Below are 23389 nucleotides of genomic sequence, written 5' to 3'. Positions count from 1 at the left end.
TCGAAGGTCGGGTCGTCTCACGTGAGGCACAGTCTATTGACCGGGTGCCGTGTCGGCCGGTCGCAGGGCTGACAGGCGGGCGACAAGATCGTCCGCGCTGTCTGCGTCCGTCAGGGCCCCGCCCACGTGCTCGCGGGTGAAGGACAGCGGGTCGCGCAGGGCGATTCGGACGAGCGAGCCGTCCGCACGCTCGAGGACGAGGGAGTCCCAGCTGGCTGCGGCGACGGAAGCGGTGAACCGCTCGATGGCGCCGCCGCGCAGGAAAGCGCGGGTGTCGGTCGGTGCGTTCGCCACCGCATCCGCCACCTGCTCGTCGGTGGTGAGGCGGCGGATCCTTCCGGCCGCCTCCAACCGGTAGAAGAGCCCCTTCTCCGGCCGCACGTCGGAGTACTGCACATCGATGAGTGCGAGCTTCGGGCTGTCCCACGCGAGGCCCTCACGGGTCCGGTACCCCTCGAGGAGCGCGAGCTTCGCGACCCAGTCGACGTCCGCGACCAGTTCCATCGGGTCACGGGAGAGGGAATCGAGGAAGCGCTCCCACTCGCTCAGGACCTCTGCCGTGGCTGCGTCGGGCGAGGGACCGGCCGCGGTGCGTGCCGCGTCCAGGTACACCCGCTGCACGTCGATCGCGGTGGTCGTCGTGCCGTCCTCGAGCGGCAGCTGCGCCGTGAGTGTGAGGTCGTGGCTCACCGTCTGCAGTGCGGAGACGGGGTCGGCGAACCGGATGTCCGGGCAGACGCCCTCTTCGATGAGGCCGAGCACGAGAGCGGTCGCACCGAAGCGCACGAGGGTCGCAGGTTCCGCCAGGGTCGCATCGCCGATGATGACGTGGAGCCTGCGCCACAGGGCACCGTCCGCGTGCGGCTCGTCGCGGGTGTTGACGATGGGGCGGCGCAGAGTGGTCTCGAGCCCGATCTGCTCCTCGAAGAAGTCAGCGCGGGACGAGATCTGGTAGCCGGGCTCCTCCCCGCTGCGCCCGATGCCCACGCGGCCGGCCCCGCAGAGGATCTGGCGGGTCGTGAAGAACGGGATGAGACGCTCCGCGAGCTCCTCGAAGTCGACGTCGCGCCGCACGAGGTAGTTCTCGTGCGTCCCGTAGGAGGACCCCTTCGAATCCGTGTTGTTCTTGTACAGGTTGACCGGCTCCGGTCCGGTCGCGAGCGTGCGGACGCACTCCTCCGCGACCCGGTCGCCGGCCCGATCCCACAGCACTGCGTCGCGGGGGGAGAGAACCTCCGGTGACGAGTACTCGGGGTGCGCATGGTCGACGTAGAGCCGCGCACCGTTCGTGAGCACGACGTTCGCGAGGTACTGGGCGTCCGGCATGGAATCGGGCAGGTGGGTGAGCTGGCTGATGTGGGCGTCGTCCTCGTGCATGAGGAACCCGCGGGCGTCCGCCAACGGGGTCTCCGCGCTGAAGTCCCAGAAGCTCTGGGCCGAGCGGAGTCCGCGTGGTGCCGCGTAGGCGTCGACGACACGCGCGGAATCCCTCATGGGATTCGCACCGGGGCGTCCCGGCTGACTGATCCCGAACTCCGTCTCCGCGCCCATGACGCGCAGCGCGCTCACGGCAGTGGCATCGTGGCTCATGCTCCTCCTCCCAGGGGCCGGCTCCTCAGCCGTCACCCCTACAATCGAGGCGTGGCCTCGAAGAAATCATCTCATCTCGTCCTTGCCCTCGCCGTCGACCTCGTGCTGGTGCTCGCGTTCGTCGCAGTCGGGCACTATCAGCACTACCGGGATTTCGACCCGACGGCGCTCACGCAGACGGCCTGGCCGTTCCTCGTCTCACTCGTCGCCGCGTGGCTCCTCGTCCGCGTCTGGGATCGACCGCTGTCACCGCTGGCGACCGGGACGGGCGTGTGGGCCGTCACGGTCCTCGTCGGACTGGTGCTGCGCGCGATCGGCGGCGTGTCCGTCGCCGAGGCGTTCCTCATCGTCGCTGCGGGGCTCAACTTCGTCACCCTGGTGGGCTGGCGTCTCATCGCGTCCGCGGCGGTCGGCCGCAGCGCTCGCTGAGGTCCGCGGCCCGGTGCGGAACACCGCAGCGGGCCGCGGCTCATACCGCCGTCGGTGTCTGCTGACCCGTGTGGAGCATCCGCAGGTGGGTGATCCTCTCACCCTTCCGGCCGCTGATGCGCGCCCACTCGTCCGGGTTCGTCGTGTTCGGCAGGTCCTCGTGCTCCTCGAACTCCTCCGCGATGGCAGTCTCGAAGTGATCCCAGCGCATGCCGCGCCCCTCACCGGAGAGAACGGACTTGATCGCATGCTTCTTGGCGCGGTCGACGACGTTGTGGATCATCGCCCCCGAGGCGAAGTCGGCGAAGAAGAGGATCTCTCGCCGTCCGTCGGCGTAGGTGACCTCCACGAATTCGTTCGCGCGCGACCGTGCGAACATCCGCTCGACGCACCGGTCGATGAGGGCCGTGACACCCTGTTCGGCGAGGGAGGCGTGGAGCGGCAGGCGGTCGGTCACGTACTTGGAGAAGATGTCGCGGGCGGCGTCGTCGTCGGGCCTCTCGATCCGGATCTTCACGTCCAGGCGGCCCGGCCTGAGGATCGCGGGATCGATGAGGTCCTCGCGGTTCGACGCCCCGATGACGATGACGTTCTCGAGGGACTCGACACCGTCGATCTCTGCCAGCAGCTGCGGCACGATCGTCGTCTCGACATCCGAGGACTTGCCGGTGCCGCGCGTGCGGAAGAGCGATTCCATCTCGTCGAAGAACACGACGACGGGCGATCCGGCCGTAGCCTTCTCACGGGCGCGCGCGAAGATGATGCGGAGCTGACGCTCCGTCTCCCCCACGTACTTGTCGAGGAGCTCCGGCCCTTTCACGTTGATGAAGTAGCTCTTCGCGGCGAGGTCGGCCCTGCGGGCGGACAGGGAGTTGGCGACCGCCTTCGCGATGAGGGTCTTGCCGCAGCCGGGAGGGCCGTAGAGCAGGATGCCCTTGGGCGGCTTGAGCTCGTGCTCCGTGAACAGCTCCGGGTGCTCGAAGGGCATTTCGACGGCGTCCTGGATCTGATCGATCTGCGCCGCGAGCCCGCCGATGTCCTCGTACGAGATGTCGGGGACCTCTTCGAGCAGGAGCGTCTGGACCTCCGGCTTCTCGACGACCTCGATCGCGAACTGCGTCCGCCGGTCGACCAGCACGTGGTCCCCCACCCGCACACCCCGGTCGACGAGCTCCCGTGTGAGTCGGCAGACGAGCTCGTCGTCGTTCATCCCACCGATGATGATGCGCTCACCGTCGGGCATGAGCTCGCGGACCGGGGCGACGTCGCCCACACCGCGGCTGTCAGCCCGGTCGATGACGACGAGGCCCTCGGACAGTCGCACGTCCGCGCCGGGGACGAGCACGTCGTCGCTCACGTCCGGTGCAACGGCCAGGCGCATGCGACGGCCGGAGGCGAACACGTCGACGGTCCGCCCGTCGCCTGTGCCCTGCGGCTCCGACACGACGGTCCCGTAGGTGTTGGGCGGTTCCGACAGCGACGCGATCTCCGACTTGATCCGGGTGAGCTCCTCCCGGGCGCTGCGCAGCGTCGACGTGAGCGTCTCGTTGCGCTTCCCCGCGGCGAACAGCTGCTGACGCATCATCGCGTTCTCGCGCCGCATCTTCACCGTGTCGTCGGTGCCGGGCGCGGTCGCGCCGGTCGTGTCGTTCGTCGGCTCATTCGTCATCCGGTGTCTCCTCGTCCGTCACTTCGGCATCGTGCGTGCCGGGGGAATCTGCTGCGGGGTCTGTCGCGGCCTCCACGCGTGCCCGCGACCCGGCCGATCGTCCCAGCTTGCGCAGCTTCTTCGCCGGTGCCGTCCGCTGCCCGATGGCCTTCTCCGTGATGTCCGGCGCGAACCAGGCTTCGAGGTCGACGTCGCTGGGAGTGCTGCCCTGCGGTCTGCGGCTCCGCTCGAGCGGGGTCTGACCGTCGTGGAGGCGGCGTGCGAAGAGGAGGAAGCCGGTGTGTCCGATCATCCGGTGGGAGGGGCGGACCGCGAGTCCCTCGAGGTGCCAGTCGCGCACCATCGACTCGAGTGCCCTCGGTTCCGCGAACCGCCCCGTGGCCCGCACTGCCTCGGCGGTGCGGGACAGCTGCGAGGCCGTCGCCACGTAGACGACGAGCATGCCTCCGCTCACCAGTGCGTCTGCAGACGCGTCCACGCACTCCCACGGCGCGAGCATGTCGAGGACGACACGGTCGACGTCGCCCGGTGCGACGGCGGCGGGCAGCTCATCGATCAGGTCCCCCACCGTGCAGCTCCACGCGGGGTGCTCACCGCCGAAGAAGTCGGCGACGTTCCCCGCGGCGATCGTCGCGAACTCCTCGCGGCGCTCGAACGAGAGGACGCGCCCCTCGTCGCCGACCGCCCGCAGGAGCGCCAGCGTGAGGGCGCCGGAGCCGACACCCGCCTCGACGACGACCGCGCCGGGGAACACGTCGCCCATCGTGGTGATGAGTGCGGCGTCCTTCGGGTAGATGACCGCGGCACCGCGGGGCATCGACAGGACGAAGTCCTCGTAGCCGGGACGGATCGCCTGGTGTTCGACACCGGCGCTGCTGTGCACCGTGACGCCTTCGGGTCCGCCCAGCAGGTCGTCGTGCTCGATCCACCCCTTGTGGGTGTGGAACCGCTCCCCCGGGACGAGGACGATCGTGTGGAGCCTGCCGCGGGGGTCCGTGAGCTGCACTTTGTCGCCTGGTCGGAGCGGACCGCGCTGGACGCGGGTGCCCGTGGGCCTGGAGGCGCTGGAGGTCGTGTTCTTCATCGGCTCCACTCTAGTCGCCGCTCTCGCGGGGCGACTGCAGGGTGTGGGCCGGACGGCCCCGGCGCGCTGGCCGGCAGGTCGAAGGCCGACGGCCCGGTCAGTGGTCCAGCAGCTCGTCGAAGAACTCCTGCAGGTCGACGAAACCCACGAGCGACTCTCCGGCGAGGACCAGGCAGTGCGTCGTCTTCGGCCTGTGGGTGAGTGACTCGAGCAGGTGGGGTGCGGTGATGTCCGCGGGTGCACCGATCCACGGTCCCAGCGGTCGGACGTGCTCGTGCACCTGCGCGGACGGGCCGGCCTGCTGCGCGGAGCGACGGTCCACGAGCCCGTAGGGGATGCCGGACTCGTCCAGCACGACGACGAGCGGCGAACGGCCCGTGGCCTCGTCGACGTACCCGAGCGCCTCGCTGAGAGGAGCCGTCCAGGACGCGGCGACCGCGGGCTGGATCACCTTGCGCATGTCATAGGTCTCGACACGGCGGGCGCGCGTCGCGCTCTTCGCGGCGTCCGCGGCGGAGACCCAGATCATCACCGCGATCGCGGTCGTCCACATGACCGTCACGAGATCCGGACGCTGCCCGACGAGCACCGGCTGGAACACTGCCCACGCGACGAAGCCCAGTGCGATGATGCGACCGGCCCACGCCGCGAGGAGCGTCCCCATGAAGGGGCTGCCGGTGATGCGCCAGAACACGGCCTGCAGCGCCCACCCGCCGTCCAGGGGGATCCCGGGCAGCAGATTGATCGCCCCCAGTGCGAGGTTCGCGAAGACGAACCCGAACAGCAGGAGCCAGACGACGCTTCCGCGCGACGCGACGTCGAGCAGCAGCCAGCCGACTCCGCCCAGCGCGAGGTTGACCACGGGTCCCACGACGGAGATGGAGAAGCTGGTCCACGCGGCGCGCGGGGAATCCGACTGCTCCCGCGGTTCGAAGCGGGTGAAACCGCCCCACACGTTGAGTTCGACCACGGCGACGCGGTATCCCGCGATGCGACCGGCGACCGCATGCGCGAGCTCGTGGAGGAACACGGATCCGAAGAGGACCACGGCGAAGACGAACCCGATGACATAGGAGGCGGGGCCCAGGTCGGGGCGCACGCGTGCGATCCACGGGGAGAAGAGCAGGGTGATCGCCCCGGCGGCGATGAACCAGGACCACGCGAGCAGCACGGGGGCGCCCAGCACACGGCCCAGGTGGAGGCCGCCGGGGGCTCCGGGCGCACGGGTGTTCGCGGAAGTGGTCTGTTGGGGCACCGCACCATCGTACGGGTACGGTTGGCCCATGGCCGAACTGCTCGCGCTGTCCCCCTCCCGCGCCAACGACTTCGTGCAGTGTCCGCTGAAGTTCCGCCTGAGGACACTCGACAGACTCCCGGAGCCCCCTTCCGAGGCCGCGTTCCGCGGCACCCTCGTCCACGCCGTGCTCGAGCGGCTCTTCGATGCGGACGCGCCCGAACGGACGATCGACACAGCTGTGGCGGGGATCGGGCCCGCACTCGACGCGCTGCGGGAGAAGGACCCGGACACGGTGGCGGAGCTGTTCCCGCGTCCGGACCAGGTGGTGCTGCTCCAGGAGCAGGCACGGACGCTGCTGGAGGCGTACTTCGCCCTCGAGCTGCCGGACCGGCTCGAGCCCGCGGCGCGGGAGGAGTTCGTGTCCGCGCCGCTCAGCAACGGATTGCTGCTGCGCGGCTTCGTCGACAGGACCGACATCGCCCCGGGAGGACAGGTGCGGCTCGTCGACTACAAGACCGGGAAGCAGCCCAAACCCCAGTACGGGCGGGAAGCCGACTTCCAGATGCGGTTCTACGCGCTCGTCCACTGGCTCAGCCAGAGGGAGCTCGTGCACACCCTCCAGCTGTTCTACCTGGGCAGCCGGTCGACGGTGACGAAGCGTCCCACCGCGGCGGACATCGAACGGACGGAGACGGAGATCCTCGGCCTGTGGGATCAGATCGTCCGCGCCGCGGAGACCGATGAGTGGCGTCCGCGGAAGAGCCCGCTGTGCAACTGGTGCAGCTTCAAACCGATCTGCCCCGCCTGGGGCGGCACTCCCCCGCCGACGCCGGAGATCACCGCGGTCGCGGGGCGCTGAGGCTGCCGGACACGAGGTGTCCGAGCGCCTCCGCGGTCATGCCCGCCAGGGACTCGACGAGCACGGCGCCGTCGGTGTCGGGCAGCGGCACGATGTGCGGGATCCCGACGGTGAGTGTGCCTGCGGCGACCGCCGACTGCAGGCCGGGCAGGGAGTCCTCCAGGGCGACGCACTCCTGCGGGGCGAAGCCGACCGCATCGGCGCCCACGAGGTACGGCTCCGGATGTGGCTTGCCGTGCGTGACCTCGTCGCCGGTGATGAGGGCGGTGAACGTGCCGGGTGCGCACGCGGCGACGACGGCCTCGGCGAGCCTGCGGTACGACATCGTCACGAGTGCACACGGGATCTGGGCGGCACGGAGGTCGGCCAGCAGCTCCAGTGCGCCGGGACGGAACGGCACATGCTCCCGCACCTGGGCCACGACTCCGTCGAGCAGGATCTCGACGATCTGCTCCGCGGGCAGGGGCAGACCGTGCTCCCGGAGGATCTCCGCGCTGCGCAGCAGGGTGTTGCCGACCATGAGCTCGCCCAGCGTCTCGTCCCAGTGGAGGCCGTAGCGGCCCATGAGCTCGATCTCCGCCGTCATCCAATACGGTTCGGTGTCGACGAGGGTGCCGTCCATGTCCCAGAGGACTGCGGAGAAGCCGCGTGCGGGGGAGGTCATGAGCCCAGCCTATCCAGCCGGACCTGAACGCGTAGTGTGGGTGCATGGATTACCTGCCAGAACCGGGGTCCCGCCTCATCGTCATCGCGTTCGAGGGGTGGAACGACGCCGCGGACGCCGCGTCGTCGTTCGTCAAGGACCTCATCGATCAGATGGAGCTCAGCCGTACCGGGATGATCGGCGGCGAGGAGTTCTACGACTTCCAGACCATGCGCCCCCAAGTGCTGCGGGACGGCGGCGACCGGGCGCGCATCGAATGGCCCGGCACCCGGATCCATGCCGGCACCGTCGCGGGGACGGAGATTCCCCTCGAGGTGATCGTGGGGGACGAACCCGCGTTCCTGTGGCAGCGGTTCGCGTCACTCCTCGTGGACCGCGTGCAGGACGGCGATGCGGTCGTGCTCGTGGGCGCACTGCTGGCCGACACGGTCCACTCGCGACCGATCCCCGTGACGGTGACGAGCGAGCGGCCTGAAGCGGTGCCGGCGGCGAACGCGACGCGGTCCGAATATGAGGGGCCCACCGGCATCATCGGGGTCCTCGCCCACGAGCTCACCGCTGCCGGCTGCCCACCGGTGTCACTGTGGGCCGCGGTGCCCGGCTACCTCGCGGGCAGCCCGTCGCCCAAGGCGCAGCTCGCCCTGCACGGCGCGTTCGAGGAGCTGACGGGGCTCGTCCTCGACCAGGGCGACCTCGTCGACGCGACCCGGGAGTGGGAGGCCGAAGCCGAGGCTGCCGTCGCCGCGGATGACGACCTCGCCGCATACATCCGGAGGCTGGAGAGCATGACGGACGCGGCGGATCTTCCGGAGGCCAGCGGGGACGCGATCGCCCGCGAGTTCGAGCGCTACCTCCACCGTCGCGAGGAGGGCGGCAGGTAGGACGGCTCTCAGACCGACCGGGGGTCAGCGCAGGTCGATGCCCAGCAGGGCGTCCACTGCGTCCACGATGAGCTGCGTGCCCTCCGCGGTCCCGCCCTCATTCGTGGAATCAGCCCATTCGTCGAGGTCGTCGAGTGCCGCGGGAGCGTCGAGGTCGTCGCCCAGGTTCTCCCGCATGTCGCGCAGGGTGGCCTCCGCCGCTTCCGGGTCCGTGCCGTTGCGTGCCGCCGCGCGCCACGCGGCGAGACGGGTGCGTGCTTCGGCCAGCAGCCCGTCGGTGTACATCCAATCGCTGCGGTAGTGATGACTCAGCAGCAGCGTGCGGATCGCCATCGGGTCCTCACCCTGCTCGACGAGCTTCGACACGAGGACCAGGTTGCCCTTGGACTTCGACATCTTCTCGCCCTCGTAGCCGACCATGCCGACGTGCATGTAGGCCTTCGCGAACTTCTCGCCGGTGAGCGCAGTCGCGTGCGCGGCGCACATCTCGTGGTGCGGGAAGACGAGGTCCGACCCGCCGCCCTGGACGGTGAGGGGGAAGCCCGCGTGGTCGTGCGCGATCACTGCGCACTCGATATGCCAGCCCGGACGTCCCGGACCCAGGCGACCGCCGTCCCACGACGGCTCCCCGGGCCGCTCGGACCGCCACAGCAGCGGGTCGAGGGGATCCTCCTTGCCGGGGGTCTCCGGGTCACCGCCGCGCTCCGCGAACAGTTCGAGCATCTCGTGGCGCTCGAGGCGCGAGGTCGATCCGAACGGGGGCTCGATGCGAGTGGCGACCCGGTAGTAGACATCGCCGTTCTCCAATGTGTACGCGGCTCTCTTGTCGAGGAGGCGGGTGACGGCGTCCACGACACGATCGACCGATTCGACCGCACCGATGTAGGCGTCGGGCGGGATCACGCGAAGGTGCTGCATGTCGGACCGGAAGAGGTCGATCTGCGACTCCGCGAGTTCGCGCCAGTCGACGCCGAGCGCGTCCGCTCGCTCGAGCAGGGGGTCGTCGACGTCCGTGATGTTCTGTGCGTACGTCACGTCCACGCCGGCGTCCTTCCACGTGCGCAGCAGCACGTCGAAGGCGACATAGGTGGCCGCGTGGCCCAGATGCGTCGCGTCGTACGGGGTGATGCCGCAGACGTAGAGGCGCGCTTCCTTGAGCTTGCGGGGCGTCTCCGCTGGTCCGCGGTGCGACGTGCAGAACACGGTGGGGCGCTTGCCGCGGCCGGAGACAGTGGGGATCTGAGGAGCTGACCAGGACTTCACGCGCACCAGCATCCCACTTCGCCGTGCACAACGCGAACCGGTGGTGCCGCGGCGCGGTGCGGCAGCCGTGAGAGGACCGACTGCAGTGTCGGTCGGGGTGATCACAGCGGCGGCCAGGGCACGATGTGGCGGTCCTCGTCGGGCAGTGGGAATGTCCCGGCGGACAGCAGCGCGACGGCTCTGCCCGTCAGCGATTCCACCTCGTGCTCGGCGAGGAGCCCCTCGAACAGCTGCGTGAGATCCGTATCGCGCACGCGGGCGACGAGCCTCTGCTCATCGTGGGTGAGCGGCTGTCCCGCGAATCCCCAGAGGATCGTGCGCAGTTTGGGCGCCGGGTGGAACGACAGCCCGTTGTCGATCGCGTGGACTCCCACGGTGGGAGGCAACGCGCCGTCGACGCGCCATGCGCCCGCGAGCACGTGTCCGCCCTTGCGGTCCGCGTTGTTGAGGAGGACGTCCAGCAGTGCCAGGGTGCGCATGTCCGACGAGAGGGAGTGGGCCAGCACGACGTCCGACCCGTCATCCAGCACTGCCCGCAGGACGGGGGCCAGGTCCGCATCTATCGCGGACTCCCCGACGAGCACGACGGGATCGGGTGCGAACGGGTCCGTCTCCACATACGCCTGGACGGATCCCCCGCTGCCGAGGTCTTCGCGCCACACCGTCGGAGGGATGAGTCCGAGCCCCAGGTGCGCGGCGAGTCGGTATGCGGCGACCTCGCGCTGCGACAGCGTCCCCGCCGGGAAGTCGCGGAGGGGACGTTCGCCGGCCCGCGTCTTGAAGACCGCACGGACCGTGCGCTCCGGTCCTCCGTCGCACTCCGCTCCCGTGACCGTCGCGAGCAGCGTCTCGTTGCTTGCGCCCCGCATCCTGCCGAGCGGGCGGACGGTCCCGGTGGCGAGGAGACGGAGCATCCCGCTGTTCAGCGGGCCACCCCGTTGAGGCGCGGGCACACGTGGCCGGACGGGTCGAGCGCCTGGTGGCACAGCGGGCACTCCCCGCGGCCGGATGTGACGACCTGCTCCGCACGGCGGGCGAACTCCCTCGCCTGAGCTCCCGTCAGCCTGATCCTCAGCACGGATCGCTCCTCGCCGTCAGCGCCGGGTTCGGAGCTCGCCCCCGCTTCCGCGTCCGCGCGCGTGAGCTCGAAGCACTCGATGATGAGCCGGTGCGCCTCCGTGTCCCAGCCGAGACTCATCGTCCCCACCCGGAACTCCGCGTCGACCGGGGTCACGAGGCCGCCGTTGTCCTCGAGCTCCCTCAGCGGCGATGCGGGCACCCCGTGCTCGTCGTCGGAGCGTGAGCGGACCAGGTCCAGCAGCTCGTCGACCCGTTCCGCGAGGATCTCCACCTGCTCCTTCTCGAGGACCACGGAGTGCACCGTCCCGTCCGAGGACGCCTGCAGGTAGAACGTGCGCTCACCGGGCAGGCCGACGGTCCCGGCGACGAAGCGGTCGGGTGCGGAGTGCTCGAAGGCGTGGGCAGGCATATCTCCAGGCTATACGAGGTCGCGCACCCCTGTCCGACCGGTGCGGGTCGGGCTAGAGTGGAGTGCATGACCACGGATCCGAGCGCCGCTCTCGAAGACTTCCTCTCATCTGTCCGCGAACACTTCGCCGCGTCCGCGCACCGGACGTCGGAGACCGACCCGCGGGTCGAAGCCGCCTACATGGCGCTCGCCGACGCGTTCGAGATCTACGAGGACTCCCTCTACACGGCCTATGGCGAAGTGACCCCCTTCGAACTCTTCGACGATGTCGAAGACGATCGTGAGGACGGGGAGTACGACGAAGACGACGACTTCTACGACGATTCCGACGACGATGATGCGGATGACGACGAGGACGACGACGACGATTCTGACGACGAGGACGACTCGGACGACCTCCGCTGACGGTCCCGCAGCGGACTGAACGTCTCCACCGGCAGCGGACGGGGCGTCAGCTGCAGGGGTCGGATATCTGGTCGAGCACCTCGTTGATCTCGTCCGCGAGGACGAGGTCGGAGCCCAGCAGCTGATCGAGCTGCCGACGGGACCGCGGCGACACGATCGTGGACGCGCACAGTGATCGGCGGTTCCAGGCGAGGGCGATGTCGACGGCCTCGACCCCCAGTGCGGCGGCGGCCTTCGCCACGCCCTGGACGACTCGCGTCGAATCGTCGTCGAGGTACTCCCCCACGTATCCGGCGAGATCGCTCGCACCACGGCTGCCCGCGGGTACGCCCCGCAGGTACTGGCCGGTGAGGACTCCGCGACCCAGCCCTGCTCCCGCGATGAGGCCGAGCCCCAGGTAATCGAGGGCAGGCCGCAGGGAGACCTCCGCGGCGCGGCGCAGCAGTGAGTATTCGGTGATCGCACCCGCGACGGGGAGTGCTGCGTCGGCCGCCCTCAGGGACAGCTGCCAGGCCGAATGGTGCGACAGCAGCACGTACCCGACGTCGCCCGCGTCGACCAGGGTGCGCAGGACGGAGGCGGACTCCTCGACAGGGATCTGGTCGTCGAAGGCGTCGAGGACCAGGACATCGAGGTGGTCCCGGTCGAGCGCACCCAGCAGGGCCCGGACGTCCGTGAGGAGGTCCGACCGGCCGGTCCGCAGCTGTGCGCCTCCCCCTCCTTCCGTCGCGCGGACGCCCACGCGGGCGAGCAGCTGCACGCGGGAGGGCAGCCGCATTCCTGTGACCATCGAGACGGCGGGGGCGTCGTACGCGGGCAGCTCCAGCGCGGTCCCGCCGGCGGAGGCGTACGCGTCGAGCAGTTCCCTGGCGGTGGGCTCATCGACCCGACGGCCCCATTCGAAGGTCCCCAGTGAGAGATCGGACACTTGCAGGCCCGTATTGCCCATCCGGTTCGAACGCATAGTTCAGAAGGCTACCCGATGGGGGGTAGCCTGACGTGGTTCGAACTGCCGAGACGAAGGACATGCCACTCCATGGACTGGATCGTCGCTGTGATCCTGGGCATCGTCCAGGGCCTCACCGAATTCCTCCCGATCTCATCGTCTGCGCACCTGCGGATCGTCGGAGAGTTCCTCCTGCCCGGACGGGATCCCGGCGCGTTCTTCACCGCGATCATCCAGATCGGCACCGAGGCCGCCGTCGTCGTGTACTTCTGGAAGGACATCACGTCCATCATCGGCGCGTGGTGCCGTGCGCTCGTGGGCCGAGAGGACCACAGCGATCCGAAGGTGCGTCTGGGCTGGCTCATCATCATCGGCTCGCTGCCGATCGTCGTGCTGGGCCTGCTCTTCGAGGATGCGATCGAATCCGTCCTGCGGAGCCTGTGGATCACCGCGACGATGCTCATCGTGTTCGGGCTCATCCTCGGTGTCGCGGACAAGGTGGGACCGCGGGTACGGACCCTCGACAGGATGACGTGGGGTCAGGGACTCGGCTACGGCTTCGCGCAGGCACTCGCACTCATCCCGGGCGTGTCGCGCTCCGGCGGCACCATCATGGCGGGTCGCTTCCTGGGCTTCACCCGACCGGAGGCGGCCCGCTACTCGTTCCTGCTGGCCATCCCCGCCGTCATGGGATCCGGCTTCTACGGCCTCTACAAGTCGATGGCGAGCGTCTCCGCCGGCAACGAGATGGTGCTGGGGTGGGGACCGACCGCTGTCGCCACGGTCGTGAGCTTCGTCGTCGGCTACGTCGTGATCGTCGCGTTCCTCAAGTTCGTCCAGACGAAGTCGTTCGCCGTCTTCGTCTGGTACCGCGTCGCCGTCGGAATCCTCATCTACATCCTCCTGGGTGCGGGCGTCCTCCAGCCCCTCTGAGTTCCCGGCAGGAGACGCAGCGTCCTGTGGAGGAGTGCCCGCGTCCTAGCGACCGCCGCCGGGATGCCGGGCCTCCGCCCGTCGCCCACGCGCGGTCGCTCCCAGCATCGTCACCGTCATGGGTGGCACCGACTCCGCCTTCCCCACGACGAAGCGGGACACCGACGCCGGGGCGACCGCGATCCGCTGGAACAGGTCGACTTCGAGACCCAGCGCGTGCGCGAGCATGAGTTTGATGACATCGCCGTGCGATACGAGGACGACGGCCTTCGCCCCCTCCGCCGCCGCCAGCTCGCAGGCGCGGGTGAGAGCACTGTGCGACCGGGCCGCGACCTCGGCGAGTGACTCACCGCCCGGGAACCGGGCGACGCTGGGCGTCCTCCTCACGGTGTCCCACAGGGGCTCCTTCAACAGCGCCCGGATGGACCGGCCCGTCCACTCGCCGTAGTCGACCTCCGACAGGTCGTCCAGCACGGAGAACGGGACGGACGGCGCGTCGCCATCGGCGGCGACGAGCTCTTCCGCCGTGCGGACGCAGCGGTGGATGGGCGAGGTGAAGACGGACAGCTTCTTCTCCCCCGCCAGTTCGGGCACGAGGGCGCGGGCTTCGCGGACCTGCACGAGCCCGCGGTCGGTGAGGTCGACGGTGTCGTCGCGACCGGCCAGCACACCGGCCGCATTGGCGGTCGATTCGCCGTGGCGCACGAGGATGATCTCCATTCCCCCAGGATAGGCCGGTGATACGGTCACCGGGTGCGTGTGAACGGGACGATCCTCTTGGCCGGCGCCGCGACCACCTTCGCGGGCTTCCTCATGGCCTTCCAATCACGGGCCAACGGCTCCCTGTCGAACGTCATCGGCTCCAGTGTCTACGCGGCGACGGTGAGCTTCCTGGGCGGCCTCGTCATCCTCGGGATCGCACTGGCGGTGTCCCGGGGTGCGCGCGCAGGCGTCAGGCGGCTCGTCGCGGACCTCCGCAACGGCACGGTGCGGTGGTGGATGCTGCTGGGCGGTCTGGCCGGGTCGACCGTCGTCCTCGCGCAGGCGCTCACCGTGCCGCTCATCGGCGTCTCGATCCTCACGATGTCATTCGTCTGCGGACAGCTGCTGGGCGCGCTCGTCGTCGACGGCACGTCGCTGCCACCCGGCGGCCGCACCGCTCCTTCAGCACGGCGCCTCGTCGGGACGCTCATCGTGCTCGCCGGGGTCGTCCTGGTGTCCGCAGGCGGCTTCTCCCGCGGCATCCCCCTCTGGGCGCCGCTCGTACCACTGCTCGCGGGGACCCTCACCTCCGTGCAGTCCGCTCTCAACGGGCGGGTCCGGAAGTCGTCGGCGTCCTCCCTCACCGCGACGAGTGTGAACTTCGTCGTCGGCTCGATCTTCCTGCTGGCGTGCTGCGCGGTCGCATGGTCGACCGGGACACGGGTCGACCGGCCCCCTCATCTGCCCGGCGAGGCGTGGATGCTGGTGGGCGGTGCACTGGGAGTCGTCTTCATCGGCGTGACGTCCGCGACGGTCAGCCACCTGGGGGTGCTCCTCGTGTCGATGACGTCGCTGTTCGGCAACCTGCTGAGCTCCCTCCTCGTGGACCTCGTCCACCCGACTGCCACCATCACGGGCACGACGCTCGTCGCGATGGCCTGCGTCCTGGTGGGGGTCGTCGTCGCGTCATGGCCGCGGCGGCCGGGACCGCCGCGACGCGCACGCGTCAGGCCTCCAGCAGGAACCGGCTGAGGACGCGGGTCCCGAAATCCAGCGACGACAGGGCGACCCGTTCGTCCTTGCCGTGGAACATCGCGGCGAAGTCCAGGTCGTCCGTGAGCTGCAAGGGCGCGAAGCCATAGCCGACGATCCCCAGCCGGGCGAGCGATTTGTTGTCCGTGCCGCCGCTCATCGTGTGCGGCAGGACCATCGCGCCGGGATCCGCGTCGAGCAGGCACGTCTTCATCGTGTCGACCAGCCGCCCGCTGAACGGGGATTCGACGGAGTCGCCCACCGTGACGGGTTCGACGTCGATGCCCTCTCCGACGAGCTCCTTGATGGTGAGCATGACGTCCTCGAACTGGCCCGGCAGCACGCGGCAGTCCACGAACGCCTGAGCGGTCGCGGGGATGACGTTGTGCTTGTAGCCGGCCTGAAGGATCGTCGGGTTCGACGTGTTGCGCAGGGTCGGCTCGACGAACCGCGCGACGGTGCCCAGCTCTGCGATGAGCTCTCCCGTCGTCTCCGCGGTGAAGGGGATCCCGGTGATCTCGGAGACGCCTTCGAGCAGGTCGCGGGTGGACTGCGGCATGTCCTCCGGCCATTCGTGCGCACCGATCCGCGAGATCGCTCCGGCCAGTCGCGTGATCGGATTGTCGTCGTTGACCATCGAGCCGTGGCCGGCCGTGCCGTGGGCGAGGAGGCGCAGCCAGGCGATCCCCTTCTCCGCTGTCTGGACGAGGTAGACCCGCTGCCCGCGGATGTCCGTCGAGTAGCCGCCCACCTCGCTGATCGCCTCGGTGGCCCCGTCGAAGAGCTCCGGATGGTTCTCCACCATCCACCCCGCGCCGTACGCGCCGCCGGCCTCTTCGTCCGCGAAGAACGACACGATGAGGTCCCGCCGAGGTCTCAGGCCCTTCCGCAGCATGTCCTTCACGCTCGCGATGATCATCGCATCCATGTTCTTCATGTCGACGGCGCCGCGTCCCCAGAGGAGCCCGTCCTTGATGATCCCGCCGAACGGGTCGACGGACCATTCGGACTCGTCCGCCGGTACGACGTCGGTGTGACCGTGGACGACGAGGGCCCCGGCGTCGGGGTCCGTCCCGGGGATGCGGGCCACGAGGTTCGCACGGCCCGGCTCCGACTCCTTGATGACCGAGGAGAGTCCGACCTCCTCGAGCTGCGCGGCGATCCATTCAGTCGCCTCGAGCTCCGGATTCGCCTTCCCCTCACCCCAGTTCTGGGTGTCGAAGCGGATGAGGCGCGACGCGATCTCCGTCGTCTCCGCCACTGCGCGTGCGAGCGGATCTGCGGAATCGACTGCTGGGTCGGACGTCTGGTCGGGCTGGGTCATGGAAGGGGTCCTCTCTCGGGGCGCTGGTGGGTCTCGTAGCGGACGGGGTCGGGTGGGCGAGGCACTCCCGGTGCCGTGGCCTCACCCGTAGACGCGGAATCCCAGGTGAGCCCGGTCGCCCTCCCACGTGAGGGTCGAGTCGATCTGGGCGCGCGCCTGGTCCTCGACAGGGTCGTCGGAGAGCGCTGCGAGGTACTCCCGGTGGCAGGCCAGGGACGCGACGGCGGCTTCGACCCCGTCTGTCACGTCGATCCGGTGCGTGGGATGGGCCCCGAACTCGAGGATCCTGCTCACCTTGTCGTATCGGGCACCGGGCACGATCCATTCGTTCGCGGCGTCGGCCACGGCATCGACGGCGGCCTGTCCGAGGTTCCGGTGATCTGCGGAGTTGAAGAACCGGCCGCCCCACGTCTGCTGGAAGTTCAGCAGCACGACGATGTCGGGCTGGAAGCGGCGGATCTCACGCGCGATGCTCGTCCGCAGTTCGGGGGTCTCGAGGATACGGCCGTCCGGCTCGTCGAGGAACACGAGGGATTCGACTCCCACCTCCTTGCAGGCGGCCTCCTGCTCCCGCGTCCGCACGACGGCGGATTCCGCGGGGTCCATCCCCTCGATGCCCGCCTCACCCCGGCTGGCGAGCAGGTAGCCGACCCGTTTGCCCGCGCGTGTCCAAGTCGCTGCGGCAGACCCGATCCCGTACTCCGGGTCGTCGGGGTGGGCCACGATGACGAGCACCGACGAGAAGTCATCGGGCAGGTCCGGAAGCGGCGCGCCGCTCTGTGCGTCCGTCACGAGTTCACCTCCATGTAGAACACTGTCCACCGGCCAGTCTACGGGCCGGGTAATGTGGAATGGCGAGCGAGAGACGTACTCGTAAGAAACCTCTGAAGGAGATACACGTGCGCATCCTTGTCCTGGGCGGCGACGGCTTCTGCGGATGGCCGGCGGCCCTCCACCTGTCACAGCTGGGCCACGACGTCGAGATCGTCGACAACCTGTCCCGCCGTCGCATCGACGAGGAGCTCGGCACGGACTCCCTCACCCCCATCCGCGCTCCACGGGAGCGGATCGCGGCGTGGTCGGAGACGACCGGTCGGAGCATCGGCTTCACGGAGCTCGACATCGCGGAGGACTACGACGGCTTCGTCGCGCTGCTGGCACGGTCACGACCGGACGTCGTCGTGCACTTCGCGGAGCAGCGTGCCGCCCCGTACTCGATGAAGTCGGCCACTCACAAGCGGTACACGATCGACAACAACGTGAACGCGACGCACAACGTGCTGGCCGCGATCGTCGAAGCAGACCTCGATGTCCATCTCGTCCACCTCGGCACCATGGGGGTGTACGGATACGGGACCGCAGGCATGCGGATCCCCGAGGGATACCTCGACGTGAAGGTCCCCGGAGAGACCCCCGACGGCACCCCGACCGGCGAGCTGATCGACCAGACGATGCTGTACCCGTCCAACCCCGGCTCGATCTACCACATGACGAAGGTCCTCGATCAGCATCTCTTCGCGTTCTACGCGAAGAACGACAAACTGCGGATCACGGACCTCCACCAGGGCATCGTCTGGGGCACGCACACGGAGGAGACGGAGCTCGACGAGCGCCTCGTCAACCGCTTCGACTACGACGGCGACTACGGCACGGTGCTCAACCGGTTCCTCATGCAGGCGGCCGTCGGCTATCCGCTCACCGTTCACGGGACGGGTGGGCAGACGCGCGCCTTCATCCACATCCAGGACATGGTGCGCTGCGTGACGCTGGCGATCGACAATCCGCCGGCGAACGGTGACCGGGTGAAGATCTTCAACCAGCTGACGGAGACCCACCGGGTCCGTGACCTGGCGGAGCTCATCTGCGAGATCAGCGGTGCGCGGCTCGAGTTCGTGCCGAATCCCCGACAGGAATCCGCGGAGAACGACCTGTACGCGTCGAACGCGACGTTCCTCGATCTGGGCCTGGAACCGACCACCCTGTCGCAGGGGCTGCTCAAGGAAGTCGAGCAGACGGCCCGCCGCTTCGCCGACCGGGCGGATCTCACGAAGATCCCCGCGGCCTCGCTGTGGACGAGGGACCGGTCCGTGGGTGCGCCCACACGCATCGCAGACACCGCATGACGGTGGCCTCCCCCATGAGCGCGGGCTGACCCGGTGCGCATCGCCGTCTTCACCGAGGTCTTCCTCCCGAAGGTCGACGGGGTCGTCACCCGGCTCGTGCGCTCCCTGGAGCAGCTCCAGGAGATGGGACACGAGGTCGTCGTCTTCGCACCGGGCCGCCCACCGGAGTCGTTCGCCGGGTTCGAGGTGGTGCGCGTGCGCGCGGTCCCGTTCCGCCCGTGGTATCCGGAGCTGTCCGTCGGGATGCCGACTCCGGAGATCGCCCGTGTCATGGAGCGCTTCCATCCGCATGTCGTGCACGCGGTGAATCCGGTGTGGCTCGCCGCGTACGGGACGATGTCCGCGCGGAGGCGGGACCTGCCGCTGGTCGGCAGCTTCCACACGGATGTCCCGTCGTACACGCAGCGTCTGGGGCTCGACTGGATCACGCACACGACGAGCCGTTGGATCACGTGGATGCACAACTTCTCGCAGGTGAATCTCTGCACGTCCCGGCAGATGGTGCAGCGCGCGAAGAGCGCGGGGATCCGGAATGTGCAGCTGTGGCCCAAAGCCGTGGACACGGTCTCCTACCATCCGGGCAACGCTGATCGGTCGATGCGTGAGCGTCTCACCGCGGGGAACCCCGACGACCGGCTGCTCGTGTACGTCGGTCGGCTGTCGAAGGAGAAGGACCTCGACCTGCTGCGTCCGCTCATGGATCGTCTCCCCGACGACGTGAGGCTGGCGTTCGTGGGGTCCGGGCCTCACCGGGAGGAGCTCGAACGCGAGTTCGCGGGGACACGGACCGTCTTCACGGGATACATGAGCGGTGAGGAGCTCGCGGCCGCGTATGCGAGTGCGGACCTCTTCGTGTTCCCGTCCACGACGGAGACCCTGGGCCTCGTCGCGCTCGAATCGATGGCGTCGGGGGTCCCGGTCGTCGGTGCGCGGGCCGGCGGCATCCCGTTCGCCGTGCGCGACGGGGTGAGCGGGCTGCTCCACGAGCCGGGCTCCGTCGACGATCTCACTGCGAAGGTGCTGAGGGTACTCGAGGACCCGCACCTCAGGGGTCGACTGTCAGCAGGTGGCCGTGCAGACACGGAGGATCACGGGTGGCGCGCTGCGACGGAGGCACTCGTCGTCGCCTACGAGGAGGCCGTCGAGCGCTACTGGTCGGATCACCGCCCCCCGGGCTGGCGGATGGCCCTGTTCGGCCGTCCTATGCCCCCGGCGCGTCCGCCTCTGAGCTGACGCGGCCCGCACCCGTCTCCAGCAGCCCACTCTCGGACAGCTGCTCGACCATCTCGTCGACGAGATCCGCGACGTCGTCCTCCCCTGTCACGGGCCCTCCTGCGATCGTGCCGTCGGCGCCCAGCAGCACTGCGGCGGGACGCCCGGCGATCTGGAATGCCTCCCCCACGTTCGTCTCCGGGTCCTCCCACACGTCCGGGCCCACCTGAGCGCGCACGGTCCCGCTCAGCTCTTCGACGGGCCGCCGGAAGACCGCATCCACTCTGACGACGGGAGCCAGGCGCGCCCGGAACTCGCTCAGGCGCTCCAGCGTGCGCACGCACGGTCCGCATCCCGGGCTGAGGAAGAGCAGGAGGTGTGCCTCCGTGCGGACGAGCCGGCGCAGGGAGACGAGATCGCCGTCGGCGCCGCGCAGCTGTGCGAAGGGGATCGGTGCCGCGAGGAACGAGTCGACGGCGTCGGCGGTATCCGCCTCTGCCTCGGCACCACCCGCCGCAGGTGCACGGTCGGCACCGCCGGAGAGGGCGCCGGTGCCCCCGACGACCAGCCAGGTGACTGCTGCCGTCGCGACGACCAGCAGGCCCGCGGAGACGACGACCGCGCCCGAGGCCGCCCACAGCCGGCCGGGCCCGGCACCTGCTGCGGCTCCCGCGATCCCGATTCCGCCGAGGACGGTGAGGACGATGTTCCGGGCAAGGGTGAGCGGTGTGACCGTGGGTGCACCGAAGGAGCCGAAGCACGCGCAGGTGATGGGCTCGTCGAAGCGCAGGGCCCTGCCGATGATGACGGTGAAGACCGCGAAGACGCCGGTCGTGAGGACCGCTCCGATCAGCGAGCTCGTGCGCGATGGAAGCCACAGCGACACGGCGAGCGCCAGCTCGCCGACCGGCAGGATATGGGCGAGCGGCTTGTGGAGGATCGTCAGGGGGATGCGCAGAGAGGTCATCGCGTCGACCGTCCCCCGATGATCGGGGAGCTTCGATCCGCCGCTCAGGAGCAGGACGAGGGACAGGAGGATGAGGATGCCGGTCAGGAGTGGTGCCACGGGACTCAGGGTAGCCGGGCGCTGTGCTGAATGCGCGAGGCCCCGACCCGGAATCTCTTCCGTGTCGGGGCCTCGTGTCCTGCTGTGCGCGGAGGGGGACTTGAACCCCCACGCCCAATATTAGGGCACTAGCACCTCAAGCTAGCGCGTCTACCAATTCCGCCACCCGCGCGGGCAACAGAGACTAGATTACACACAGTTCAGGGCGCCGCCAAATCGATTCGGGCGTTTGTGAGGTGGTTCACCAGAATGACGTGGCGGTGCTGGTCATACGGTCACCGTGGACAGCATGTGGGGCTTCCCGCGGCGCGGATTCCACGCGTCCACGGAGGTCGTCGACCCGCTGCGATCGACCCGCACGGCCACGCGCCCGGGCAGGACGACCGGGGTTGCGAACTCCACGTCCCACGTGAACGCGTCGTCTCTCACCTGCACAGCTGCGAGCGCACGGGCTGCGGTGTACATGCCGTGGATGATCCTGCCGCGGAAGCCGAACGCCTTCGCCGCGAGCCCGTTGAGGTGGATCGGGTTCACGTCGCCGGACACCCGTGCGTAGGCGTCCGCGGTCCGGGGCGTGAATCTCCACTCCATCGTCGCCTGCGGCGGGTCGAAGGGGGTGCGCTCCGGCTGTTCGTACTCGTCCGCACCGGGGACGCGGACGCCCTTGGCCAGATAGTGGGAGCGCTCCTCCGCGCACAGTCGGCCGTCGACCTCGAACCGCGCTGCGACGACGATCTCCGTACCCTTCGCGTGGGTGCGGATCGAGTCGATCCAGACGGTGACTGTCACGCTCTCCCCCACGAGCACGGGCTCGTGCTGCGTCACTGTGTTCGCGATGTGCACCATCCCGACGACCGCGACCGGGAAGTCGGGGGCGCTCATGAGGGTGAGGCTGGGGCCGAAGCCCTGTGCGTGCAGCCACGTGACCGGCACCGTGTTGCGCACCGGTTCCGCGACGACGCGGCAGAACTCCGCGACGTCCTGAGGGTCTGCGACCACGGTGGAGACCTGCCGGGGCGAGTCCGCGCCCGCGATGCGCTCGACGGGGACCGACGAGGACGGCTTCACGCGCTTGAGGACGCTCGCGCCCGCAGCGGTGAGATAGGTCTTCAGCATCATGCACCCACCAAGTTCTGGCCGCACACCCGCAGCGTCGTCCCCGATATGCCGCCCGCGGCCCCCGCGGAGAGGAACGCGATCGTCTCTGCGACGTCCACGGGCAGTCCGCCCTGCTGGAGGCTTGCGACGCGACGCGCCACCTCACGGGTGAGCGTCGGCATCTTCGCGGTCATCTCCGTCTCGATGAAGCCCGGCGCGACGGCGTTGATCGTCCCGCCCTGCGCGGCGAAGGGCTGGGCGCCTGCGGCGACCATCCCGATGACACCCGCCTTCGATGCGGCGTAGTTCGTCTGCCCGCGGTTGCCGGCGATCCCGGAGGTCGAAGCCAGAGACACGACCCGGGGAGCACTCCCCCACGCATTCGACTCCGTGAGCTGGGCGTTCATCCGCAGCTGCGAGGCGATGTTGACAGCGATGACCGAGTCCCAGCGGGCGGCGTCCATGTTCGCGAGCATCTTGTCGCGGGTGATGCCGGCGTTGTGGACGAGCACGTCGATCGGCGCGCCGACCCGCTCGGCGATCGTCGCCCCCGCGTCCTCGGCCGTGATGTCGAGCTGGAGTGCAGTACCGCCGATGCCGTTCATCGTGCGTGCGAGATCGTCGCCTGCCTGCGGTACATCCACGCCCACGACCGTCGCGCCGTCCCGTGCGAGCGTCTGGGCGATTGCCGCACCGATCCCACGTGCGGCACCGGTGACGACGGCCAGCCGACCGTCCAGGTGACGGCCTGCGAACGCCTCGGCGGACACCGGGTCCCCGTCCGCCGTCGTGACGTGCACGGGCTGGCCCGACACGTAGGCGGACTTCGACGACAGGAGGAACCACAGCGTGCTCACGGCGCTGGGTGCGTCCATCGGCACGCCGTCGGAGACGACGATGCCGTTGACGGTGCCGCCCCCGCGCATCTCATGGGCGAGGGAGCGCATGAGCCCCAGTGCGCCGTTGCGGGTCGCATTCAGCGCGGGGTCCATCGCGGCGGGGCGCTCGGGCACGATGTGCCCATCGCGGCTGAACACGATGACCCGGGAGCTGCGGACCAGGCCGCGCAGCGAACCGCCGACCTCCAGGGCGGTCTCCGACAGGTCCGTCGGTGACGTGGCCTCGTCGAAGAAGGCGAGCACGGCCTGCAGCTTCTCCGAGGTGGGCTTGCGTCGCACCTCGAATCCGTTGTCGAGCAGGATCTGGGCGTAGGTGTCCGCGGCGGAGCCCGGCCCCAGGACGAGCACGGGCTCCGACAGGTACGCCCCGTCGGGGAAGCGGCGCAGCGGGACGGGATTCGGCAGGCCGAGCGTCTTGACGAGTGACTTGAGCGGCCCGTTGACGAGCCGTGTGTAGCGATCGGTCATGGGTTCCTCCGAGGGA

The 23389-nt window shown here is 69.4% G+C and carries 23 protein-coding genes and 1 tRNA gene; 8 read left to right on the top strand and 16 right to left on the bottom strand.

The window, feature by feature from the left end:
* Positions 1 to 33: 33 nt before the first annotated feature.
* Positions 34 to 1590, bottom strand: a complete 1557-nt coding sequence (gene dop / locus JFC09_RS07300; RefSeq protein ID WP_198393315.1) for a depupylase/deamidase Dop — start codon at positions 1588 to 1590, stop codon at positions 34 to 36.
* 51 nt (positions 1591 to 1641) lie between these two features.
* On the opposite strand from dop, the gene JFC09_RS16675 reads away from it, so the two are divergent.
* Positions 1642 to 2019, top strand: a complete 378-nt coding sequence (locus JFC09_RS16675; RefSeq protein WP_198393314.1) for a DUF3054 domain-containing protein — start codon at positions 1642 to 1644, stop codon at positions 2017 to 2019.
* A 40-nt stretch (positions 2020 to 2059) separates the two neighbouring features.
* Here the strand turns inward: JFC09_RS16675 and arc are convergent, their stop codons facing one another.
* From arc to JFC09_RS07280, 3 genes are all read right to left on the bottom strand, one after another.
* On the bottom strand, positions 2060 to 3688 hold the full coding sequence (gene arc / locus JFC09_RS07290; protein ID WP_408610946.1) for a proteasome ATPase: 1629 nt from the start codon (positions 3686 to 3688) through the stop codon (positions 2060 to 2062).
* Positions 3678 to 4772: a tRNA (adenine-N1)-methyltransferase gene (locus JFC09_RS07285; RefSeq protein ID WP_198393313.1), complete on the bottom strand. Its 1095-nt coding sequence runs from the start codon at positions 4770 to 4772 to the stop codon at positions 3678 to 3680. The genes arc and JFC09_RS07285 overlap by 11 nt, the downstream gene beginning before the upstream one ends.
* A 97-nt stretch (positions 4773 to 4869) precedes the next feature.
* Positions 4870 to 6027 (bottom strand): site-2 protease family protein, encoded by a 1158-nt coding sequence (locus JFC09_RS07280; RefSeq protein ID WP_198393312.1) that lies wholly within the window; start codon positions 6025 to 6027, stop codon positions 4870 to 4872.
* Positions 6028 to 6055: 28 nt separating this feature from the next.
* Here JFC09_RS07280 and JFC09_RS07275 point away from each other — a divergent pair, with 28 nt between their 5' ends.
* The gene (locus tag JFC09_RS07275) at positions 6056 to 6868 is read left to right on the top strand and encodes a RecB family exonuclease (RefSeq protein ID WP_198393311.1); all 813 of its coding nucleotides are present in this window, start codon (positions 6056 to 6058) and stop codon (positions 6866 to 6868) included.
* Here the strand turns inward: JFC09_RS07275 and JFC09_RS07270 are convergent.
* A complete protein-coding gene (locus tag JFC09_RS07270; protein ID WP_198393310.1) occupies positions 6846 to 7532 on the bottom strand; it encodes an HAD family hydrolase in 687 nt (228 codons plus the stop codon). The genes JFC09_RS07275 and JFC09_RS07270 overlap by 23 nt on opposite strands.
* Before the next feature lie 44 nt (positions 7533 to 7576).
* Between JFC09_RS07270 and JFC09_RS07265 the strand changes: the two genes are divergently transcribed.
* Positions 7577 to 8413, top strand: coding sequence for a proteasome assembly chaperone family protein (locus JFC09_RS07265; protein ID WP_198393309.1), 837 nt, complete (start codon positions 7577 to 7579; stop codon positions 8411 to 8413).
* A gap of 24 nt (positions 8414 to 8437) precedes the next feature.
* On the opposite strand, the gene mshC is transcribed toward JFC09_RS07265, so the two are convergent.
* The 3 genes from mshC to JFC09_RS07250 all read right to left on the bottom strand — a co-directional run bounded on the left by mshC (position 8438) and on the right by JFC09_RS07250 (position 11165).
* The gene (gene mshC, locus JFC09_RS07260; protein WP_332839688.1) at positions 8438 to 9676 is read right to left on the bottom strand and encodes a cysteine--1-D-myo-inosityl 2-amino-2-deoxy-alpha-D-glucopyranoside ligase; all 1239 of its coding nucleotides are present in this window, start codon (positions 9674 to 9676) and stop codon (positions 8438 to 8440) included.
* A gap of 101 nt (positions 9677 to 9777) precedes the next feature.
* Positions 9778 to 10590, bottom strand: a complete 813-nt coding sequence (locus JFC09_RS07255; protein ID WP_198393308.1) for an SCO1664 family protein — start codon at positions 10588 to 10590, stop codon at positions 9778 to 9780.
* Positions 10591 to 10598: 8 nt separating this feature from the next.
* Positions 10599 to 11165: a DUF3090 domain-containing protein gene (locus JFC09_RS07250; RefSeq protein ID WP_198393307.1), complete on the bottom strand. Its 567-nt coding sequence runs from the start codon at positions 11163 to 11165 to the stop codon at positions 10599 to 10601.
* Positions 11166 to 11231: 66 nt separating this feature from the next.
* Between JFC09_RS07250 and JFC09_RS07245 the strand changes: the two genes are divergently transcribed.
* Entirely contained in the window at positions 11232 to 11570 is a 339-nt protein-coding gene (locus JFC09_RS07245; protein ID WP_198393306.1) for a hypothetical protein, read from the top strand.
* Positions 11571 to 11616: 46 nt separating this feature from the next.
* Here JFC09_RS07245 and JFC09_RS07240 read toward each other — a convergent pair whose 3' ends face one another.
* Positions 11617 to 12534, bottom strand: coding sequence for an aldo/keto reductase (locus JFC09_RS07240; protein ID WP_198393305.1), 918 nt, complete (start codon positions 12532 to 12534; stop codon positions 11617 to 11619).
* Positions 12535 to 12606: 72 nt separating this feature from the next.
* Between JFC09_RS07240 and JFC09_RS07235 the strand changes: the two genes are divergently transcribed.
* Positions 12607 to 13449, top strand: coding sequence for an undecaprenyl-diphosphate phosphatase (locus JFC09_RS07235; protein WP_198393304.1), 843 nt, complete (start codon positions 12607 to 12609; stop codon positions 13447 to 13449).
* Between the two features lie 45 nt (positions 13450 to 13494).
* On the opposite strand, the gene JFC09_RS07230 is transcribed toward JFC09_RS07235, so the two are convergent.
* Positions 13495 to 14169, bottom strand: coding sequence for a histidine phosphatase family protein (locus JFC09_RS07230; RefSeq protein ID WP_198393303.1), 675 nt, complete (start codon positions 14167 to 14169; stop codon positions 13495 to 13497).
* A gap of 33 nt (positions 14170 to 14202) precedes the next feature.
* Here JFC09_RS07230 and JFC09_RS07225 point away from each other — a divergent pair, with 33 nt between their 5' ends.
* The gene (locus JFC09_RS07225; protein WP_332839687.1) at positions 14203 to 15183 is read left to right on the top strand and encodes a DMT family transporter; all 981 of its coding nucleotides are present in this window, start codon (positions 14203 to 14205) and stop codon (positions 15181 to 15183) included.
* Here JFC09_RS07225 and JFC09_RS07220 read toward each other — a convergent pair.
* Together JFC09_RS07220 and JFC09_RS07215 are read right to left on the bottom strand one after the other, a co-directional pair.
* Entirely contained in the window at positions 15158 to 16507 is a 1350-nt protein-coding gene (locus tag JFC09_RS07220; protein WP_198393302.1) for a M20/M25/M40 family metallo-hydrolase, read from the bottom strand. The genes JFC09_RS07225 and JFC09_RS07220 overlap by 26 nt on opposite strands.
* A gap of 81 nt (positions 16508 to 16588) precedes the next feature.
* Positions 16589 to 17299: a PIG-L deacetylase family protein gene (locus tag JFC09_RS07215; RefSeq protein WP_198393301.1), complete on the bottom strand. Its 711-nt coding sequence runs from the start codon at positions 17297 to 17299 to the stop codon at positions 16589 to 16591.
* 107 nt (positions 17300 to 17406) lie between these two features.
* Here JFC09_RS07215 and JFC09_RS07210 point away from each other — a divergent pair, with 107 nt between their 5' ends.
* Both JFC09_RS07210 and JFC09_RS16870 read left to right on the top strand, forming a co-directional pair.
* Complete coding sequence (locus JFC09_RS07210; RefSeq protein ID WP_198393300.1) at positions 17407 to 18630, top strand: NAD-dependent epimerase/dehydratase family protein; 1224 nt, start codon at positions 17407 to 17409, stop codon at positions 18628 to 18630.
* 33 nt (positions 18631 to 18663) lie between these two features.
* Positions 18664 to 19863, top strand: coding sequence for a glycosyltransferase (locus JFC09_RS16870; RefSeq protein WP_198393299.1), 1200 nt, complete (start codon positions 18664 to 18666; stop codon positions 19861 to 19863).
* Here JFC09_RS16870 and JFC09_RS07200 read toward each other — a convergent pair.
* From JFC09_RS07200 to JFC09_RS07185, 4 genes are all read right to left on the bottom strand, one after another.
* Entirely contained in the window at positions 19832 to 20908 is a 1077-nt protein-coding gene (locus tag JFC09_RS07200; protein WP_198393298.1) for a TlpA family protein disulfide reductase, read from the bottom strand. The two genes, JFC09_RS16870 and JFC09_RS07200, sit on opposite strands and share 32 nt — an antisense overlap.
* Before the next feature lie 85 nt (positions 20909 to 20993).
* Positions 20994 to 21080: transfer RNA gene (locus tag JFC09_RS07195), tRNA-Leu, on the bottom strand.
* 95 nt (positions 21081 to 21175) lie between these two features.
* Positions 21176 to 22027: a MaoC/PaaZ C-terminal domain-containing protein gene (locus JFC09_RS07190; protein ID WP_198393297.1), complete on the bottom strand. Its 852-nt coding sequence runs from the start codon at positions 22025 to 22027 to the stop codon at positions 21176 to 21178.
* Positions 22024 to 23373, bottom strand: a complete 1350-nt coding sequence (locus JFC09_RS07185; RefSeq protein ID WP_198393296.1) for a 3-oxoacyl-ACP reductase — start codon at positions 23371 to 23373, stop codon at positions 22024 to 22026. Before JFC09_RS07185 ends, JFC09_RS07190 begins: the two co-directional genes overlap by 4 nt.
* Positions 23374 to 23389 lie beyond the last annotated feature (16 nt).

The sequence above is a fragment of the Brevibacterium yomogidense genome, from assembly GCF_016107685.1.
GTDB lineage: Bacteria > Actinomycetota > Actinomycetes > Actinomycetales > Brevibacteriaceae > Brevibacterium > Brevibacterium yomogidense.
This window is presented reverse-complemented; position numbering and strand designations above follow the sequence as displayed.

Coding starts and splice junctions, on each gene's coding strand:
- dop (WP_198393315.1), bottom strand. CDS start 1,590: ATGAGCCACGATGCCACTGCCGTGAGCGCGCTGCGCGTCATGGGCGCG.
- arc (WP_408610946.1), bottom strand. CDS start 3,688: ATGACGAATGAGCCGACGAACGACACGACCGGCGCGACCGCGCCCGGC.
- JFC09_RS07285 (WP_198393313.1), bottom strand. CDS start 4,772: ATGAAGAACACGACCTCCAGCGCCTCCAGGCCCACGGGCACCCGCGTC.
- JFC09_RS07275 (WP_198393311.1), top strand. CDS start 6,056: ATGGCCGAACTGCTCGCGCTGTCCCCCTCCCGCGCCAACGACTTCGTG.
- JFC09_RS07270 (WP_198393310.1), bottom strand. CDS start 7,532: ATGACCTCCCCCGCACGCGGCTTCTCCGCAGTCCTCTGGGACATGGAC.
- JFC09_RS07265 (WP_198393309.1), top strand. CDS start 7,577: ATGGATTACCTGCCAGAACCGGGGTCCCGCCTCATCGTCATCGCGTTC.
- JFC09_RS07255 (WP_198393308.1), bottom strand. CDS start 10,590: ATGCTCCGTCTCCTCGCCACCGGGACCGTCCGCCCGCTCGGCAGGATG.
- JFC09_RS07250 (WP_198393307.1), bottom strand. CDS start 11,165: ATGCCTGCCCACGCCTTCGAGCACTCCGCACCCGACCGCTTCGTCGCC.
- JFC09_RS07245 (WP_198393306.1), top strand. CDS start 11,232: ATGACCACGGATCCGAGCGCCGCTCTCGAAGACTTCCTCTCATCTGTC.
- JFC09_RS07240 (WP_198393305.1), bottom strand. CDS start 12,534: ATGCGTTCGAACCGGATGGGCAATACGGGCCTGCAAGTGTCCGATCTC.
- JFC09_RS07235 (WP_198393304.1), top strand. CDS start 12,607: ATGGACTGGATCGTCGCTGTGATCCTGGGCATCGTCCAGGGCCTCACC.
- JFC09_RS07230 (WP_198393303.1), bottom strand. CDS start 14,169: ATGGAGATCATCCTCGTGCGCCACGGCGAATCGACCGCCAATGCGGCC.
- JFC09_RS07220 (WP_198393302.1), bottom strand. CDS start 16,507: ATGACCCAGCCCGACCAGACGTCCGACCCAGCAGTCGATTCCGCAGAT.
- JFC09_RS07190 (WP_198393297.1), bottom strand. CDS start 22,027: ATGATGCTGAAGACCTATCTCACCGCTGCGGGCGCGAGCGTCCTCAAG.
- JFC09_RS07185 (WP_198393296.1), bottom strand. CDS start 23,373: ATGACCGATCGCTACACACGGCTCGTCAACGGGCCGCTCAAGTCACTC.